The organism is Myxococcus sp. NMCA1 (genome assembly GCF_026810205.1).
Lineage (GTDB): Bacteria > Myxococcota > Myxococcia > Myxococcales > Myxococcaceae > Myxococcus > Myxococcus xanthus_A.
Genome location: NZ_CP113950.1, coordinates 8,229,197 through 8,245,572 on the forward strand (window position 1 = coordinate 8,229,197; position 16,376 = coordinate 8,245,572).

Consider the following 16,376-nt stretch of genomic DNA (forward strand, 5'->3'; position numbering starts at 1 on the left):
AGACCACCTCCCAGGCCGTCCGCCAAGAACTCCCGGTGTCAGCCCTCCCAGGTCGCGAGCATGGCTCGCACCCGTGCATACCTCTGGAGCAGCGCCGCGCGGTGCGCACTGAGCATCACCATGGAACCAATGACCATCAGTCCCAGAACGAACAGTGAGGCCGCGGCAATCCGGTGGTCCCGCATGCCGAAGCGCACCAGGTTGGCGGCGATGCACGTCACCAGGAACGCCGTGCCCAGATACATGTAGGAGCGGATGCGCAGCGCGATGCCACACGCCACGCCCACCACACAGAGCGTGACGCACAGGAGCATCGAAGCGCCATCATTGAACATGAGCGGCTTCCAGGCACCCGCCACGTAGATGGCGGTGACGGCCAGCGCACGCAACCGGGCATAGGTCTCCACCTCGATGGCCTCGCGGAACACGCGCAGCAACGCGAGCAGGGAGAGCCCCGCGGGGATGACATAGAACTGCGCCTCTCCCGCGCCCGTCCCCTGCCACACCAGCAGCAGCGCCGCGTTGAACGCCACCACCGACGTCAGCGACGCCAGGCCCCGGTGCCGCGGGTGCGTGGCCAGCGCGGCGAAGTGAGCGGCATACCCCACCATCAACGCCGCCACGTGAAGGGGCTCGCTCCATGGAGCGGAGAGCAACCCCGCCAGCGGGAAGAGGTATGCGCCCAACAAGGCGGGGCGTCGGAAACACGCCAGGGAGGAGCCCTCGCGCTGCACGAAGAAGTAGAGGCCGGTGAACAGCGCACCGCCCACCAGGGCCGCCAGGCTGTCGCCGGGGCCCGGGTGCGCCCCCATTCCCAGCATGCGGACGGAGAGATAGCCCAGCGCGAGCACCACCTGCGCCATGTAGGCGGACGCCTCTTCCTTCTCCGTGACCGCGCGGCGGACCAGGGCGAAGAGCAGCACGCCCAGCGCCACGCTCGCCACCAGGCCCTCGCGGAGCGCGCCCAGCGACGTGTCCACGAGCGCCAGCCCCGCCATCACCTCGAAGAGCGCCACCCCGGCGAAGCCGTGCCCCACGCTCAGGCGCCGCGACTTGCTGGCCACGAAGAGCGAGAGGGCCGCCAACAGCGCGCTGGCCGCTCCGAGGTACGGCAGGATGAACGCCGCGCCTCGGCCGCTGGAGTACACCGCGCCCAGGTACAGCAGCCATCCGTGCACGGCGGCGAGCGAGGCCAGCCACCCCACCACCTCGCGCTCGCGACGCCGCCACACCACGGCCCACGCCGCGCCCACGCCGAAGAGGAACGTCAGCGGGGTGCCCACGTGCTCCAGTTCGCGCAAGCCCGCGAGCGACAGCAGCGCCAGCACCCAGCCGCCATGGTGCAACGAGGCGCCCACGCGCACACCGCGAGCGTCCACGAGCGTCCCGATGAGGCACAGCGCCAGCCCTGTTCCACTGACGACCGCGGGCACCCACAGCGGGTCCACGGCGGCGACGAGCGAGGCCCCCAGCAACGCGGTGGCCACGTTGGCCATCCACCGCGCCCTCGCCACCATCAACACACACGCCGTCACCGCGGCGCCCACCGCCACCGGCAGGGGCAACGAGCCAGGACCTGACAGGAGCAGGCGCTCCAGCAGCAGCGCGCCCAACGCACCGGCGCTGCCCACCCACAGCGGCTCGCTCCAGGTCGCCTCCAGCGGCGGCAACACCTTCGCGAAGGCCTGGGTGAGCGCGCGCTGGATGCCTCCGGACTGGCACACGGCGGACGCCACGGCCGCGCCCAGCACCACGGCGATGACGGACAGGCCCGCGTCGAGCCCTCGCTCGAGCAACGCGTTCACACTGACCGCGCCCATGGGCGCCAACGTCAACGCCCAGATGGCGGGAGCCAGCAACCAGCGCTGAGACAGCAGGAACGCAGCCAGCGCCAGCACACCCGCCAACGTGGCCAGATGAGACGGCGTGGGCGAATCAAGGGCGGGCAGCGCCGCGAGGATGAGCGCCGTGACGACGGCGCCGGGCCGCAGTGCCGTGTCCGGCGCGCTCCGGAAGAACGCCCACACGCGAGCGGGCCCATGACTCTCCGCGATGGCCAGCGCGAGCAACAGGCCGATGACGATGGGACGGGCCGCCGGGAAGAAGAGGAGGACCAGCGCGGAGCCGCACACGCGCAAGAAGGGACGCGGCCCAGGCATCAGCGCCAGGGACGCCGACAGCACATAGAGCGCCGTGGGGACATGGTACGGCCTGAGCGCGACGAGGAGCACGGGCAAGGCCACCACGGCGAGCCATCCCTGCATCCACGATGACAGGGCCTGGCGAGGGGCCTCCTCACGCGAGCGCAGCAGCAGCGATGCCGCGGCGGGGACGTGTGCCACGACACGCACCAGCGCCAGGCTCAGCAGCGGAAGCGTCTGAACCCACCAGGGCAGCTCGCCCCCCACCACCACGATGCCCACGAAGGCATACGGGACGGAGAGCGACGCGAAGAACGGCTGACGATTGGCTCGCGTCCAGAGCAAGGGCAGCACGCAGGTGCCCACGAGCAGCAACGGCAGCCCCGCGTCGTCCCACTTCACCACCGCGACACCCAGCACCACGGCGGCGGACAACGTCGCCGCCAGGGCGAAGCGGTGACCACCCGTCCCCACCCGCAAGACCGCGGGGACCTCCTCCAGCACGGCCAGGAGACTCAACACCCCGGCGAGGCACAACAACGGCACGGCGCCGAAACTGAACGTCGCGGTGAGCGCATAGAGCGAGGCCACGGCGACACTCAGCCCCGCGGGCAATACGCGCGCGGTGAGCAACGCCGCCAGCGCCGCCCCCAGCAGCAGGGGCGCATGCTCCGACGAACGCGCGCTCAGCAAGGCCGTCAGCGGGAAGACGAGCGCGATGAGCCCGGCGACCGTCGCGCTGATGCTTCGGCCCCACCGCGCCGCGGCAACGGAAGCCCCCAAAGCCCAGCAGCAGAACAGCGCCACGGATAGGCCCGGCGACATCCATCCACCCCATGGCGAATAGATGCGCGGGATGTCGTGCACCAGCGCCAGGGCAGACATGAGCACGGCGAGGGGACGCACCACCGGGAAGGTCCTCGACGCCACGGCCACCGCGCCCGCGGACACCAGGATGACGCCGGCCAGCCCTGGCGCCCGGGCCAGCACGCCCCAGGGAATCGCGAGCACCGCGTAGAAGACGCCTGGCAGGCCCAGCCACCGCGTCAGCCCACCCCGCATCCCCAGCAACGAGAGTCCGAGCGCCACCGCCGCGAGCGTGGGCGCCACCGCCGTGGACGAAAGCTCTCCCGCCCATCGTGGAAGCGCGGCCGCCGCCAGCACGGACGCCAGCGCCATGAAGGAGGCGCGCTGGAGCCCCCAGGCAGCGAGCACCGCGGCGGCGCCACACAGGGCCATGCCCGTCACGGCCGTGAAGCCGTCGCCGGCAATCAGGCCCATGAGGAACCCCGCCGTGGCCACCACACCCACGACAGCGCCCAGCAACCCGCGCGTGCGCGCGGTGCACAGCATGCTCACCGCGGCGAGCACGAGGGCCAGCGCCCCCGACGCGACCGCTCCGCCGGACGCCCCCAGGACGGCGTAGGCCTGGAAGGGAAGGAACAGCGACAGCCCCGCCCCCACCACCGTCAGGAAGAAGCGCTCCACCAGCAGGCCCAGGACGAGACACAGCACCGCCAGCGCCAGCGCGCTCCAGAAGGAGGGCCGGGCGTCCGGTCCCGACAGGCCAAAGAAGACGAAGAGGGGACTCGCCACCGCGGTGGCGCGCAGCAGCACCTCCGCCAGCGCGAGGTCCCGCGCATTGCCCGTACGCTGGCCTCGCCACAGCCGCGAAACGGCGAACAGCGCGCCCGCGAGGATGAAGGGCAGCGCGGACAGCGCTCCGAATTGCAGGGGCAGCGGCTCGGTGACGTAACCGAACTGAGCCTTCACCGCATTGATGATGCGACGCACCGGCCCGGGAACGAGCTGGGAGAAGGAGGCATAGGCGAAGTACGTGCTCGCGTAAGCCGCGTAGCCCCACCGGATGCGGGCGACGCCGCCGCGAGCCAGCGACAGCAACGTCCACGAGATGACCGCCGACGTGACGAAGAACGCCGGCGCCGGAGCCAGTGCCGCGGCGATGAGGCAGGTGGCCTGGAGTGACACCGCGCCCATGGACAGCGAATCCGCGCCCCGCTCGGCATCCAGGGTGCGGAAGCGCAACGCGGTGGCCAGGAGAAAGGCGCCGAACGGGGCATAGGTGCCAACGGAGACCGCCACGTCCGCGCCCGCCAGCGCGACGTGCAGGCGCACGAAATAGAGGAGCAGCAAGTACAACGGCGCGGCGAGGACGAAAACGAGCGCGGTGCCCTCACGCGGCGCTGGTGGCGGACGCGAGGACAGGAGGAAGAAGAGCGCGCACGGCAGGACGTTGAGCCACAGCGCCAGGCTGCCCAGCCCCGTGGCAAGCGGCGCCAACCCCATCATCAAGGTACTGACCACGAGCGCCAGTTGGATAAGGGGACGGGACGTGGAATCGAAGGCCTCCAGCGGCTTGCGCGCCAGGAAGGCCGCCACTCCCGCCCATGCCAGCAACGCGGGGATGAGCCACACCGTGCCGACGCCTCCCAGTTGGAAGACGTCCCCCAAGCCCATGGGCCCCAGTGCGATACCAGCGAGCGGAGCCACGGCCGTACCGATGAGCCCCAGGATGTACCCAGGATTGCGTAACGCCTCGCGCCTGGCGAGGTACGCGCCCCAAACGGTGAAGCCCGCGGAGCAACTCGCCGTCAGCCCGAACACCGTGAGCGAGCGGAGGCCGGACGACATCCCCACCCAACTCTCGAACACGAGGTAGAGGGCACTGGAGAGGATGAGGAAGGCCCCGATGAACCACATGAGGCTTTGGTAGAGGAACGGCCTCCACACGCGATTCCAGGTGGAGGTCTCCTCGACGAGGCGCGCGGTGAGGCTTCGCGTCGGCGGCGGCTCCGCGTAGAGCTCCGCCGGATTCGCGGGTAGCGGCATCCAGGCAGGCGGGGCCTCGGGAAGCGGGTCATCCGACTGCACAGCCTCGGGCGCCGCGTCCACCCCGGTATCGGTCTCCGGTTCGGACGGGTACGACGGCGCCGCGACGTCCTCCTGCTCCGACGAAGCAGCCGCCTCTGCCTGGTGCATCTCCTCGGTGAGCCCCGGCGCCTCCACGGCAGGAGGAACCTCGACCACCGGTTGTACGGACGCCGCCTCCTGCGGCGCGGCAGGCTCCTGCATCAACGCCGCGGGAATGGACGCCGCGACGTCCACATGCACCGAAGCCACAACGGTGGCCACCTCCGCTGAGCCCGCTGGGGGCAACTCCGTCAGGACCGCGAGGAGGATGCGTGCCTGCCGCTCATACCGCTCCGAGATGAAGCGCCGGACATTGGGAGGAACCTCGGAGGGCGCCCACCGCGTCAGCTCATCCAGCAGGAATTGAACGTGCGTGAGCTCTGCTTCGATGACCTCACGCGAGCGCCCCGTCATCCGAGCGCCACACAGCGCACACCACAAGTCCTTGCCACGCCGCTCTTCGCGGCAGTCAGCGCAGTACATGCATCCCCCTCGATACAACGAACATGCCATTCAAGAGGCCGTCGCGTACAGGCACAGCCCGAGGAAGGGGCGCGCGTACACGCTGCATCACACCCGTGACACCTGTGCATCCGGCTGCACAACCCGTGCGTGAGTATAAACGCAGCCGGCGGCCCCCTCCCCGCCGCTGGCCCCTCGGCCCCGGCTGTGAAACGTTGCGCGCATGAGCACGGAAGAGCTGACGCTGCGACGCATTGAATCGAGGGATGACGCGGCGGTGGCCGGCATCATCCGGACGGTGATGCCGGAGTTCGGCGCGGACGGCCCTGGCTTCGCCATCCACGACCCCGAGGTGTCAGCGATGAGCGCCGCCTACGCCCGGCCCCGGCACGCCTACTTCGTCGTGGAGCGGGCGGGGCGTGTCATCGGCGGCGGTGGAATCGCCCCACTGGAAGGCGGAGACGAGGGCGTCTGCGAGCTGCGGAAGATGTACTTCCTCCCCGAAGCCCGAGGCCTCCGCCAGGGCGAGCGCATGCTTCGACGCTGCCTGGAGTTCGCACGTGAAGCAGGCTTCGAGCGCTGCTACCTGGAGACGCTGGCGGGAATGCAGCAGGCCCAGAAGCTCTACCGCCGCATGGGCTTCGAGCCGCTGTGCGCGCCCATGGGCAGCACGGGCCACTTCGGCTGCGATCACTGGTACGCCCGGGATTTGTCAAAGCCGCTCGACTGACGAAGACGGACGGCCCCCTGCCCTGTCAGCGGCCCTTCGTGCGGCCCAGGGCCTCGTCGCGCCCGCGTCCCCAGGTTTGGGGACGGGAGGCACCACATGACGAGCATCCATCCCGCGGAGGGAACGCGCCATGCCTGACCGGCGGGCGCCCACGAAGCCCGGCCGCGTCGTGGAACCACCACCCCGGCCGGACAAGAAGCCCTTCGACATCGACGAAGTGCTCGGCCGCATCCGAGAGGCGGTGCGCCACTTCGCGGACGCGGCGATGTTCGCGCTCGCGGCCCGAGGACATGACACGCTCTTCGAACAGCTCGTCGCCTGCATCCTCTCCATCCGCACCCGCGACGAGGTGAGCCTGCCCGTCTCACTCACGCTCCTCCAGCGGGCCTCCACGCCGGAGGCCCTGGCGCGCATGTCTCCGGAAGACATCGACGCCCTCATCCAGCCCGTCACCTTCCACGAAGCGAAGGCTTGGCAGCTTCACGCCATCGCCACGCGGACGCGGGATGAATTCGGAGGCGCGCTGCCGTGTGATGCCCGGGTGCTCCAGTCCTTCAAGGGCGTGGGCCCCAAGTGCGCGCACCTGGCGCTGGGCATCGCCTGCGGGCACGAGGCCATCAGCGTGGACATCCACGTCCATCGGGTGACGAACCGCTGGGGCTATGTGCAGGCGCGCACGCCAGAGGCCACCATGGAGGCGCTGGAGGCCGTGCTCCCGCGCGCCTGGTGGGTGGACCTCAACCGGCTGCTGGTGCCCTTCGGCAAGCACGTCTGCACGGGCACTCGGCCGAAGTGCTCCTCGTGCCCGGTGCTGAGCTTCTGCCGTCAGGTCGGCGTGACGGACGCGCGCTGACGCTACCGGTCCTGCCCCACGAGCTGCGTCGCCCGGCGGGCCAGCCGCCGCCAGGGGTTGGTGCGGCCCCCATTCTCCAGCGTGATTTCCTTCGAGTGCCGCAGGTCCTTGGCCCAGCACCGCGCCAGCTTGCGGACGAAGGACGCGTCGTGGATGACGAGCGAGCCCTCCTTCAGCTTGTTGAGCGACAGCGAGTCCATGTTGGTGGAGCCCACCACGGCGAGCCAGTCGTCCACGAGCAGCGTCTTCGAGTGCAGCATCGACGGCTGGTACTCCCAGATGCGCACGCCCGCGGCCAGCAGCCGCTCGTACGTCGAGCGCTGGGACGCCCTCATGATGGGCACGTCATGGTTGGGCCCCGGCCCCAGGACGCGAATCTCCACGCCCTGACGGCACTTCTCCTCCAGCTGCTCCAGAATCGCGTTGGGCGGTGAGAAGTACGCGTTGGCAATCCAGATGCGCTCACGCGCGGCGCCAATCACGATGCGAAGCATGCGCTCCGCGTCGGTGAGGCCCAGCTTGCCCGCGCTGTCGATGAAGCCTGCGGCGCAGGGGCCCGCGGGTTCCGCTTCCGGAAAGGCGCTCGGTGGAATCAACCCGCCACCCGACTCCTGCCAGTGCCGGGAGAACGACAACTGCATGCGGCGCACCTCGGGGCCCTCCACGCGGATGTGCGTGTCGCGCCACTCGTCCGGCTTCAGGCCGTCGCCTTCCCACACCTTCCAGATGCCGAAGCCACCCGTGTAGCCAATGCGCCCGTCGACGATGACGAGCTTCTGGTGGCTGCGCCCCAGCAGACGGCCCAGCACCTTGCCCGCCAGGAGCCGGTAGTAGTGGACCTCCACCCCGGCGCCCGTGAGCACCTTCTCCACCTTCTGGTCGAAGTCGCGGTCGCCGCGAATCTCCTCGCTGCCCACCGGGTCCACCACCACGCGGCACGCCACGCCCGCCCGGGCGCGCTCCACCAGCGCCTCCACGACACGGTCCGACAGCTCACAGGGCCGCCAGATGTACACCAGGACATGGACGCTGCTCTGGGCGGCGCGGATGTCCGCCAGCATGCGCTCGAAGACAGCGCTGTTCTCCAGCAACTCCAGCGCGTGTCCGGGAGTCAGCCCCACGCCCGTGGACTGGTACAGCGCGAAGGAGAAGGCCTCCGGCCCCGGCGGCAGCGTGAAGGGCCCGTGCATCTCATGTCGCGCACGCTCCACGCCGCCCGAGAAGCCCAGCGCCCCAGGCTTGGGAATCAGCGCCTCCAGCTCCTGCATTTCATCCATACGGGCAAGCTAGGGATGCCTCCCTCCGCTTGGAATGCCGCGCCTGCTCGCCTGCCTCGGGCCCGACGCACGCTTCCCGTTGCCGCCCGGCGGCATGCTGGCCACACTGCGCCCGTCCTCAAGCCCCCAGGAGCGCCAACCATGGTGGATGACACCCGACCGACAGCCCACGAGCTGCTGTCCCTTCCTCGACTCGCTCCGCTCGTGCCCATGCTGTACGTGGCCTGGACGGACGGGGAGCTCACGCCGGAGGAGATTCGCGCCATGGGCTCCGCCGCCCGCGCGCAGCCCTGGCTGGACCTGCGCGCCAACACCGTGCTGGCGCGCTGGCTGGACCCGCTGGTGCCGCCCAGCCCCGGTGAGCTGGCCCAGGTGCGCGAACACATCCGCCGCACCGCGGAGCGCCTGTCCCATAGCGAACACAACAACCTCGCCGAGCTGGGCGCGCGGCTCGCCCAGGTGGGCAACGGCGACGAGGGCCTCCCCGCGCCCATGCCGGAGCTGACGCGCGCGCTGGCGCAACTGGAAGCGTCCCTGGGCGTCTCCGGCAGCGAGGCCGTCCGCTCGCTCGTCCCCGCCGCATCGCCCAGCCGCGCCCATGAGGGCACGCCCACCTCCTTCGACCCGGAGGCGCTGCGCGCCGTGCTGGACCGGACGTACCCGGAGACGCGCGCCCAGGTGCGGCAGTGGCTGGCGGACCCGGCCTTCCGCTACACGGACACCGGCGACACCGCGAAGTACCGCGACAAGGTGCTCGCCTGGCTCAAGGCCATGGCCGACCAGGGCCTGGGGCGCATCGCCTTCCCCGCGGACAATGAGACGAGCGCGGACCTGGGCGCCTTCGTCACCGCCTTCGAGACGCTGGCCTATTTCGACCTGAGCCTCGTCATCAAGGCCGGCGTCCACTTCGGCCTCTTCGGCGCCAGCATCCTCTTCCTCGGCACCGAGAAGCACCACCGGAAGTACCTGCCCCAGGTGGCCTCGCTGGAGCTGCCCGGCTGCTTCGCCATGAGCGAGCTGGGTCATGGCTCCAACGTCCGGGACGTGGAGACGGTGGCCCGCTACGACGCGGAGGCCGGCGAGTTCGTGATTCACACGCCCACGGAGACGGCGCGCAAGGAGTGGATTGGCAACGCCGCGCGGCACGGGCGCATCGCCACCGTGTTCGCGCAGCTCGAGGTCGGTGGCCGGGCGCTGGGCGTCCACGCGCTGCTGGTGCCACTGCGCGACCCGGCCGGGAAGGTGCTGCCCGGGGTTCGCATCGAGGACTGCGGCGAGAAGATGGGCCTCAACGGCGTGGACAACGGCCGCATCTGGTTCGAGCACGTCCGCGTCCCGCGCGAGAACCTGCTGGACCGCTTCGGACAGGTGAACGCGCAGGGCGAATACACCAGCGCCATCACCGGCGACTCCAAGCGCTTCTTCACCATGCTGGGCACGTTGGTGGCGGGCCGGGTGAGCGTGGCCGCCGCGGCGCTGAGCGCGGCCAAGAGCGGGCTCACCATCGCCGTGCGCTACGGCGACCTGCGGCGCCAGTTCGGCCCCGCGGGCGACCAGGAGTTCCGCCTGCTGGACCACCAGGCCCACCAGCGGCGCCTGCTCAAGCCCCTGGCCAAGACGTACGCCATGGACTTCGCGCTCGAATACCTGGTGGAGCGCTACGTGAAGCGCACCGAGGAGGACGCGCGCGAAGTGGAGTCGCTGGCGGCCGGCCTCAAGGCCTACAGCACCTGGCACACCACCGCCGTCCTCCAGGAGGCGCGCGAGGCGTGCGGCGGCCAGGGCTACCTCGAAGCCAACCGGCTGGCGGCGCTGAAGGCGGACACGGACGTGTTCACCACCTTCGAGGGCGACAACACGGTGCTGATGCAGCTGGTCGCCAAGGGCCTGCTCACCGGCTACAAGCAGCGCTTCGAGGACGACCGCGTCTTCGCCGTGCTGAAGCTGCTGGCGGACCGGGCCACCCGCGTGGTGGACCGCAACCCCTTCGCCGCGCGGCGCACCGACAGCGACCACCTGCGCGACAACGACTACCACCTGCGCGCGCTGCGCTTCCGTGAAGAGGAGCTGCTGGAAACCGTGTCGCGGCGCCTGCGCAAGCGGCTGAGCGCGGGCGTGGAGGCCTTCGAGGCCTTCAACCAGGTCCAGGTCCACCTGCTGGAGCTGGCACACGCCCACGTGGAGCGGCTGGTGCTGGAGCAGTTCCTCAAGGGCGTGGCCGACGTGAAGGACCCCGGCCTGAAGACGGTGCTGGGACGCCTGTGCGACCTCTACGGCCTGTCCTGCCTGGAGTCCGCCAGCGGCTGGTTCCAGGAGCACGGGTGGCTGGAGGGCACCAAGGCGAAGGCCATCCGCAAGGAGGTGACGCGGCTGTGCGCCGAGCTCCGCCCCGACGCGGTGGCGCTGGTGAACGCGTTTGGAGTACCCGACACCTGCCTCGCCGCGCCCATTGGCTTGGGCCACCTGTCGCCATGAGGTGAACGTTTGAGGCAGGCGGCACTGCCCGCCTGCCTGCCCCATGCACAGCATCGTGGGGCCATGACACGACACACGACGATTCTGCTGTGCGCCCTCGGGTGGCTGTCGGGCTGCGCCACGATGTCTCCCGTGGAGCGCGCGGCCGCCCTGGAGGCCCAGAACAAGCAGCGAGTGCAGCAGCTCACCGAGGAGCTCTACAACCTGCGCAAGCTGGACCGCATCCCGGAGTTCATCGCCGAGGACTTCGTGGACCGCTCCCAGGGCGCGCCCCTCAACGCGGTGGGGCCCGCCTTCATCCGCCAGCAGGCGGAGGCCAGCTTCCAAACGTTCCCGGAGCTGAAGTTCGACATCCTCCACCTGGTGGCGGACGGCGACCTGGTGCTCGTGCACTGGAAGGCCACCGCACCGGCCCCCCAGCCCCTCCTGCTGCGAGGGCACTCCCTGTACCGGCTGCGCGACGGCAAGGTGGTGGAGTCCTGGGACATCTCCGACCGCCTGTCGCCGCTGCTCCAGCGTGGCTACAAGGTGGTGCCGCCCACGCTGTAGCCCTCGGCTCAGCCGCCGGGCGCGCGGAACACCGCGCCGTCCTGGCCTTCCACCACCAGGCTGGCGCCATCCGACGGCGACACCCGGAGCGCCACGCGCGGCAGCCCCTTGCGGTCCCTCAGCACCAGACCGGGAGAGCCATGCTCGTCCGCACCCAGGATGGCCCGGGGCCGTCCGTCCGCGTCCGACAGCTCCAGCCGCGACGAGCCATCCACCTGGAGGCCCACCGCGAACAGCTCCCCTCCTCCGGGCTTGGACAGCGTCAGGCGCGGCGCCTCGTCGGAGTACACCATCAGCTCCGCCAGGGACTGGCCCTCGGCGGTGGAGAAGCGCAGCCGGGGCGAGCCGTCCTCGCCCACGCCCAGCAGCGCCCGGGGCCGGCCCTCGCCGTCGCGCAGCACCAGGCCCGCGTTGCCCTGCGCATCGGTATCCAGCGTGGCCCGCGTCTGCCCGCGCGCGTCCGTGAGCACCAGCCGGGAGGCCACCAGCGTTCCGGAGGACAGGTCCTCGCCCCGGAGCGCCGCCGCGCCCAGCCCCAGTCCCGCCAGCGCGAGCGCGGTGAACGTCAGCCCCTGCCACCGCCGGCAACTGCGCTCCAGCCGCGCCATCCGTGCTTCGAGCGAATCCGAATCCATTCGAACGCCTCCTCGCGAAGAGAAGCTAACGGAAGCGGGCCCGGTGCGCGCGCCCGACTGTCCAGCAGTGACGGCCCGTCCACCCCCGCCGTGGTCGCCGTGCCGCCGCTGACCTATTTGCGCATCCATCACTACCAGGAAGGCCCCATGACTTCACGACTCCGGCTGCTGCCGCTGCTGGCCCTGCTCTCGCTGACAACCTGCGTGCGCAACCCCGCCACCGGCAAGCGAATGCTGTCGCTCGTCTCCCAGGATGACGAGATTGCCCTGGGCAAGCAGAGCGCGGAGGAGGTGCGCGGGTCCATTGGCCTCATCCAGGAGCCCAAGGTTCAGGAATATGTCGCCCGGGTGGGCCTGCCCATGGCGAAGGCCTCCGAAAGGCCGGAGCTGCCCTGGACGGTCCAGGCCGTGGATGACCCGGTGGTGAACGCCTTCGCCCTCCCCGGAGGGCCCGTGTTCGTGACGCGGGGCCTGCTCACCGCGCTCAACTCCGAGGCGGAGCTGGCCTCCGTGCTGGGGCACGAAATCGCCCACATCACCGCACGGCACTCCGTGGAGCAGCTGTCCCAGGCGCAGCTGGCCCAGGCCGGCCTGCTGCTGGGCAGCGTGCTCAGCGAGGACGTGGCCCGCTTCGGGGGCCTGGCCGCCGCCGGTCTCCAGCTGCTGTTCCTCAAGTACGGCCGCGACGACGAGCGCCAGGCGGACGAACTGGGCTTCAAGTACATGCTGAACGGCGGCTACGACGTGCGCCAGGCGGCCAACGTCTTCGCCACCCTGGACCGCGTGGGCAAGGCCGCGGGCGGCCAGAGCCTCCCCGCGTGGCTGTCCACCCACCCCGACCCAGGCGACCGCGTGAAGACCGCCCAGGAGCGCGCCGCGAAGGCCAACGTGGACTTCAACCAGCTCAAGGATGGCCGGGAGGAATACCTCGCCATGCTCCAGGGCATGCCCTACGGCAACGACCCGCGGCAGGGCTTCTTCCGGGGCAACGTCTTCATGCACCCGGGCCTGCGCTTCCAGCTCACCTTCCCCCAGGGGTGGAAGACGGCGAACCAGCCGCAGCAGGTGGCGGGCATCAGCCCCCAGGAGGACGCCATCGTCGGGCTGGTGCCCACCGGCAAAATCGCCCCACAGGAGGCGATGCAGCGCTTCCTCGCGCAGGAGGGCATCCAGCCCGTGAGCGCCGCGCCCACCGGCTTCCCCCAGGGCGCCAGGTTCTTCCAGGCGCAGACGGAGCAGGGCGTCATCGCCGGCGTCACGGCCTTCGTGTCCCAGGGCGGCACCACGCTCCAGCTCCTGGGCTACACCGGCGCGCAGCAGCTCCCCGCCTACGAGGATGCCTTCCGCGCGACCTTCTCCAGCTTCGGCGCGCTGACGGATGCCTCGGCGCTGGCCGTCCAGCCCGCGAAAATCGAGCTGGCGAAGGTGACGTCGCCCATGACGCTGCAGCAGTTCAACGCGCAGCACCCGTCCACCATCTCCGTGGAGGAGTTGGCCATCATCAACGGCGTACAGCCCGGGGACACGCTGCCCGCGGGCCGTACGGTGAAACGCGTGACGGGCGGGGTGCAGACCACGCCCTGAGCCGTGCTCCGGCACGGTGCGCCGGAGCACGGTGCGTGCCTCAGTAGTCGACGTCGCCGTCGCCACGCTCCGGCGCGCGATAGCTGTCGTCGCTCCGGTCCTGGCGGCGGTCCGTCTCCTCCACGTAGTCGGTGGGGATGATGTCGGGACCGCGCCGGACCGGCCGGCCCGCGCCAAATAGGAAGCCCAGCTTGAACTGCGCGAAGCCGCCGCTGAAGCCCGCGATGGCCTCCGAGTCCGTGTTGGTGGTGTTCACCTCGCCCACGACGGGAAAGGAGATGCCCACTTCAGGCATCAGTCGGAAACCCTCGGTCACGCGAAGCGCGTAGCCCACCGAGGCGCCGACGCTGAGGAGGTTGACGGCGGCGCCGTCATTGCCCACGTCACCGGAGACCCGCGTCCAGATGGCGCGAGGCCCCAGCACCAGCTCCGAGCCCCCCGTCGTCTTGAAGCCCACCAGCAACGGGACGGCGACGTTCAGGTAGCTCGACGAAGCTTTCTCTCCGTCCACGGTCGTCCCCGAGCTGAAGGACGCGCCCGAGATGGACGGCGCCAGGGAGATGGCCAAGGCTGGGTCACCGGGCTGGGTCAGCAGGAACTTGGTCTGCAACTCCGCCAGGGAGGACCCCAGCCGGACGCCCAGGTCCACGCGCTCCGCTACACCATAGCGAAGCGCCACGTCGAAGTGGGGCACGTACCCCGCCGCCGATACGTCTTCTTTCGCGCTCAGGACGGCCGCACCGAGGACGCCCGGCTCAATGCCAACCTGGAAGCGCCCCGCCCCGAGTGTGTCCGCCGTCTGGACGTGGCTCACCGACGCGCAGCCCGTCCCCAGAACACCCATCAACGCAGACACGACAGCAACAGAACGACGAAACATGTTCCCCTCCGAAGCCTTTCATTCCGTTCCGGAACGAAGCGGGGGCATGGACGTCGAACGGAATCGAACATTCACATTGGATTATCCGAAACCCGATTTTCCCCGGAGGACACGCGGCGCATCATGCGCGGTATGAGCCTCCACGAACGCGAGCGGTTGGCGACGGCCTACGCGGCGACGCGCTACGTCATCCGGCCCCATCCCAGCACGGGTGGTGTCGAGCAAATCCTGCGGGCGGGCGCCTTGCACCCGGCGCTGGACGCAACGCTTGCGGCGCGCGGCCACCGCGAGTGGGCCTTCCTGACGGCGTGGAATCCCGGCTCGCAGCGGCGGAGCGACGAGGAGAACCGCCGCGCGCAGGCGCGGATGGTCGCGCAGCTCGTCGCCGGGGGTTGGGGGGCCGCCCCCGCGCTGGGGGAGGCGGATGACGGCAGTTGGTGCGAGCAGAGCCTCTTCGTCCCCGGGCTTCCCCGCGAGGAGGCCGGACGCTTCGGCCGCGCCTACGGGCAGGTCGCCGTGCTCGTGGGACGCACGGGAGGCCAGGCGGAGCTGCTGTTCTGCGAGGAAGCCCGCTCACCCGCCCCGTGAAGCACGCGGACAGGGTGCCCCCGCGCCGCCCGTGGGGCCGGGGGCGCGGGGCGACGCCCACGCTCAGGGAATGGGGCCCCGGGGCTGACCGGCCGCCGGGACGGAGCCACTGCCCCCCAGCGCGGTGTCACCCGGGTTCTCCGGGATGACTTCCAGCTCGCGGGCATTGATGACCCTGCGCGCCAGCTCGTCGAACTCGACCTCCAGGATGCGGCCGGGTTGGTCCGCGAGGCCGAAGCGGATGCGCCAGAAGTTGGGGCGGATCTCCACCGCCTCCCCGGCCTCGGCCAGCACCAGTGAGTTGTTGCGGGCGTATTCCTCGCCGGCCTGCACCACGTCCCGGGCGCCCAGCTCCGTCTGCACGGCGGCCGAGCTGGGAGGGACAGGGGGGCGGCCGGTGGGCCCCGTCGCGCAGGCCATGGAGGCCAGGATGGCGCCGGGCAAGAGGAACCGGGGGACGATGCGAAATCGGATCGGCGTCATATGCCCATGGTGAGCACGCCGTGTGCCACCTGCAGGCAGGGAAGCCGGAAACGTCCAGAGCTGGACCTGTGTCCGGCGCGGCGCTTGAGCGGCACCCCGCCGGGAGAGCGCCCCGCCCCGGCATGCGTCCGGGGCGGGAAGGGCCCTACTTCGCCGGAGCGGGCGTCGGGGCGATGGCGCGCTGCTTCTCCACCACCTCGTCGATGAGGCCGTACTGCCGCGCGTCCTCGGCGCTCATGAAGTAGTCGCGCTCGGTGTCCTTCTCGATGCGCTCGACGGTGTGCCCCGTGTGCTTCACGATGAGGCCGTTGATGTAGCTGCGCAGGCGGAGGATTTCCTTGGCCTGGATGTCGATGTCCGTGGCCTGGCCCTGCGCGCCGCCCAGCGGCTGGTGAATCATGATGCGGCTGTTGGGCAGGGCGTAGCGCTTGCCCTTCGCCCCCGCCAGCAGCAGCAGCGCGCCCATGGAGGCCGCCTGCCCCACGCAGATGGTGGACACCGGACACTTCACGTACTGCATGGTGTCGTAGATGGCGAGGCCCGCCGTCACGGAGCCACCCGGCGAGTTGATGTAGAGGTTGATGCCCTTGTCCGGGTCCTCCGACTCCAGGAAGAGGAGCTGGGCAACGATGATGTTGGCCACGTCGTCGTTGACAGGCGTGCCCAGCATGATGATGCGGTCCTTGAGGAGCCGGCTGTACAGGTCGTACGCCCGCTCGCCGCGGTGCGTGGTCTCGATGACGAAGGGGACGTTCATGACGCCCCTACCCTAATCGCCCTTCCGCCGC

The 16,376-nt window shown here is 70.5% G+C and carries 12 protein-coding genes; 6 read left to right on the forward strand and 6 right to left on the reverse strand.

The annotated features are described in order from the left end of the window. Positions 1–38 precede the first annotated feature (38 nt). The gene (locus tag OZ403_RS33975) at positions 39–5,585 is read right to left on the reverse strand and encodes a hypothetical protein (RefSeq protein WP_442929663.1); all 5,547 of its coding nucleotides are present in this window, start codon (positions 5,583–5,585) and stop codon (positions 39–41) included. 172 nt (positions 5,586–5,757) lie between these two features. On the opposite strand from OZ403_RS33975, the gene OZ403_RS33980 reads away from it, so the two are divergent. Together OZ403_RS33980 and OZ403_RS33985 are read left to right on the forward strand one after the other, a co-directional pair. Next, on the forward strand, positions 5,758–6,264 hold the full coding sequence (locus OZ403_RS33980) for a GNAT family N-acetyltransferase (RefSeq protein ID WP_268782706.1): 507 nt from the start codon (positions 5,758–5,760) through the stop codon (positions 6,262–6,264). A gap of 130 nt (positions 6,265–6,394) precedes the next feature. After that, entirely contained in the window at positions 6,395–7,117 is a 723-nt protein-coding gene (locus tag OZ403_RS33985) for an endonuclease III domain-containing protein (protein ID WP_268782707.1), read from the forward strand. A gap of 2 nt (positions 7,118–7,119) precedes the next feature. On the opposite strand, the gene OZ403_RS33990 is transcribed toward OZ403_RS33985, so the two are convergent. Beyond that, complete coding sequence (locus tag OZ403_RS33990) at positions 7,120–8,394, reverse strand: phospholipase D-like domain-containing protein (RefSeq protein WP_268782708.1); 1,275 nt, start codon at positions 8,392–8,394, stop codon at positions 7,120–7,122. A 141-nt stretch (positions 8,395–8,535) separates the two neighbouring features. Between OZ403_RS33990 and OZ403_RS33995 the strand changes: the two genes are divergently transcribed. After that, positions 8,536–10,869 carry an acyl-CoA dehydrogenase family protein gene (locus OZ403_RS33995; RefSeq protein WP_268782709.1) on the forward strand — a complete coding sequence of 778 codons (2,334 nt, stop codon included), beginning with the start codon at positions 8,536–8,538 and terminating at the stop codon, positions 10,867–10,869. Between the two features lie 63 nt (positions 10,870–10,932). Next, positions 10,933–11,418 (forward strand): ester cyclase, encoded by a 486-nt coding sequence (locus OZ403_RS34000; protein WP_140800029.1) that lies wholly within the window; start codon positions 10,933–10,935, stop codon positions 11,416–11,418. An 8-nt stretch (positions 11,419–11,426) separates the two neighbouring features. On the opposite strand, the gene OZ403_RS34005 is transcribed toward OZ403_RS34000, so the two are convergent. Then, positions 11,427–12,053, reverse strand: coding sequence for a hypothetical protein (locus OZ403_RS34005; protein ID WP_174258957.1), 627 nt, complete (start codon positions 12,051–12,053; stop codon positions 11,427–11,429). 147 nt (positions 12,054–12,200) lie between these two features. Here OZ403_RS34005 and OZ403_RS34010 point away from each other — a divergent pair, with 147 nt between their 5' ends. After that, positions 12,201–13,637: a M48 family metalloprotease gene (locus tag OZ403_RS34010; protein ID WP_140795379.1), complete on the forward strand. Its 1,437-nt coding sequence runs from the start codon at positions 12,201–12,203 to the stop codon at positions 13,635–13,637. A 40-nt stretch (positions 13,638–13,677) separates the two neighbouring features. Here the strand turns inward: OZ403_RS34010 and OZ403_RS34015 are convergent, their stop codons facing one another. After that, on the reverse strand, positions 13,678–14,517 hold the full coding sequence (locus OZ403_RS34015) for a hypothetical protein (RefSeq protein WP_237077700.1): 840 nt from the start codon (positions 14,515–14,517) through the stop codon (positions 13,678–13,680). 123 nt (positions 14,518–14,640) lie between these two features. On the opposite strand from OZ403_RS34015, the gene OZ403_RS34020 reads away from it, so the two are divergent. Then, the gene (locus OZ403_RS34020) at positions 14,641–15,105 is read left to right on the forward strand and encodes a DUF3293 domain-containing protein (protein ID WP_237079976.1); all 465 of its coding nucleotides are present in this window, start codon (positions 14,641–14,643) and stop codon (positions 15,103–15,105) included. A 63-nt stretch (positions 15,106–15,168) separates the two neighbouring features. Here the strand turns inward: OZ403_RS34020 and OZ403_RS34025 are convergent, their stop codons facing one another. Both OZ403_RS34025 and clpP read right to left on the reverse strand, forming a co-directional pair. Further along, on the reverse strand, positions 15,169–15,588 hold the full coding sequence (locus OZ403_RS34025) for a hypothetical protein (protein ID WP_140800032.1): 420 nt from the start codon (positions 15,586–15,588) through the stop codon (positions 15,169–15,171). A 145-nt stretch (positions 15,589–15,733) separates the two neighbouring features. Continuing rightward, complete coding sequence (clpP, locus tag OZ403_RS34030) at positions 15,734–16,345, reverse strand: ATP-dependent Clp endopeptidase proteolytic subunit ClpP (protein ID WP_140795382.1); 612 nt, start codon at positions 16,343–16,345, stop codon at positions 15,734–15,736. Positions 16,346–16,376: the final 31 nt, after the last annotated feature.

Excerpts from the sequence above, each read along its gene's own strand:
- clpP (WP_140795382.1), bottom strand. The coding sequence starts at position 16,345 with ATGAACGTCCCCTTCGTCATCGAGACCACGCACCGCGGCGAGCGGGCG.
- OZ403_RS34015 (WP_237077700.1), bottom strand. The coding sequence starts at position 14,517 with ATGTTTCGTCGTTCTGTTGCTGTCGTGTCTGCGTTGATGGGTGTTCTG.
- OZ403_RS33995 (WP_268782709.1), top strand. The coding sequence starts at position 8,536 with ATGGTGGATGACACCCGACCGACAGCCCACGAGCTGCTGTCCCTTCCT.
- OZ403_RS34025 (WP_140800032.1), bottom strand. The coding sequence starts at position 15,588 with ATGACGCCGATCCGATTTCGCATCGTCCCCCGGTTCCTCTTGCCCGGC.
- OZ403_RS34020 (WP_237079976.1), top strand. The coding sequence starts at position 14,641 with ATGCGCGGTATGAGCCTCCACGAACGCGAGCGGTTGGCGACGGCCTAC.
- OZ403_RS33990 (WP_268782708.1), bottom strand. The coding sequence starts at position 8,394 with ATGGATGAAATGCAGGAGCTGGAGGCGCTGATTCCCAAGCCTGGGGCG.
- OZ403_RS34000 (WP_140800029.1), top strand. The coding sequence starts at position 10,933 with ATGACACGACACACGACGATTCTGCTGTGCGCCCTCGGGTGGCTGTCG.
- OZ403_RS34005 (WP_174258957.1), bottom strand. The coding sequence starts at position 12,053 with ATGGATTCGGATTCGCTCGAAGCACGGATGGCGCGGCTGGAGCGCAGT.
- OZ403_RS33985 (WP_268782707.1), top strand. The coding sequence starts at position 6,395 with ATGCCTGACCGGCGGGCGCCCACGAAGCCCGGCCGCGTCGTGGAACCA.
- OZ403_RS33980 (WP_268782706.1), top strand. The coding sequence starts at position 5,758 with ATGAGCACGGAAGAGCTGACGCTGCGACGCATTGAATCGAGGGATGAC.
- OZ403_RS34010 (WP_140795379.1), top strand. The coding sequence starts at position 12,201 with ATGACTTCACGACTCCGGCTGCTGCCGCTGCTGGCCCTGCTCTCGCTG.
- OZ403_RS33975 (WP_442929663.1), bottom strand. The coding sequence starts at position 5,585 with ATGGCATGTTCGTTGTATCGAGGGGGATGCATGTACTGCGCTGACTGC.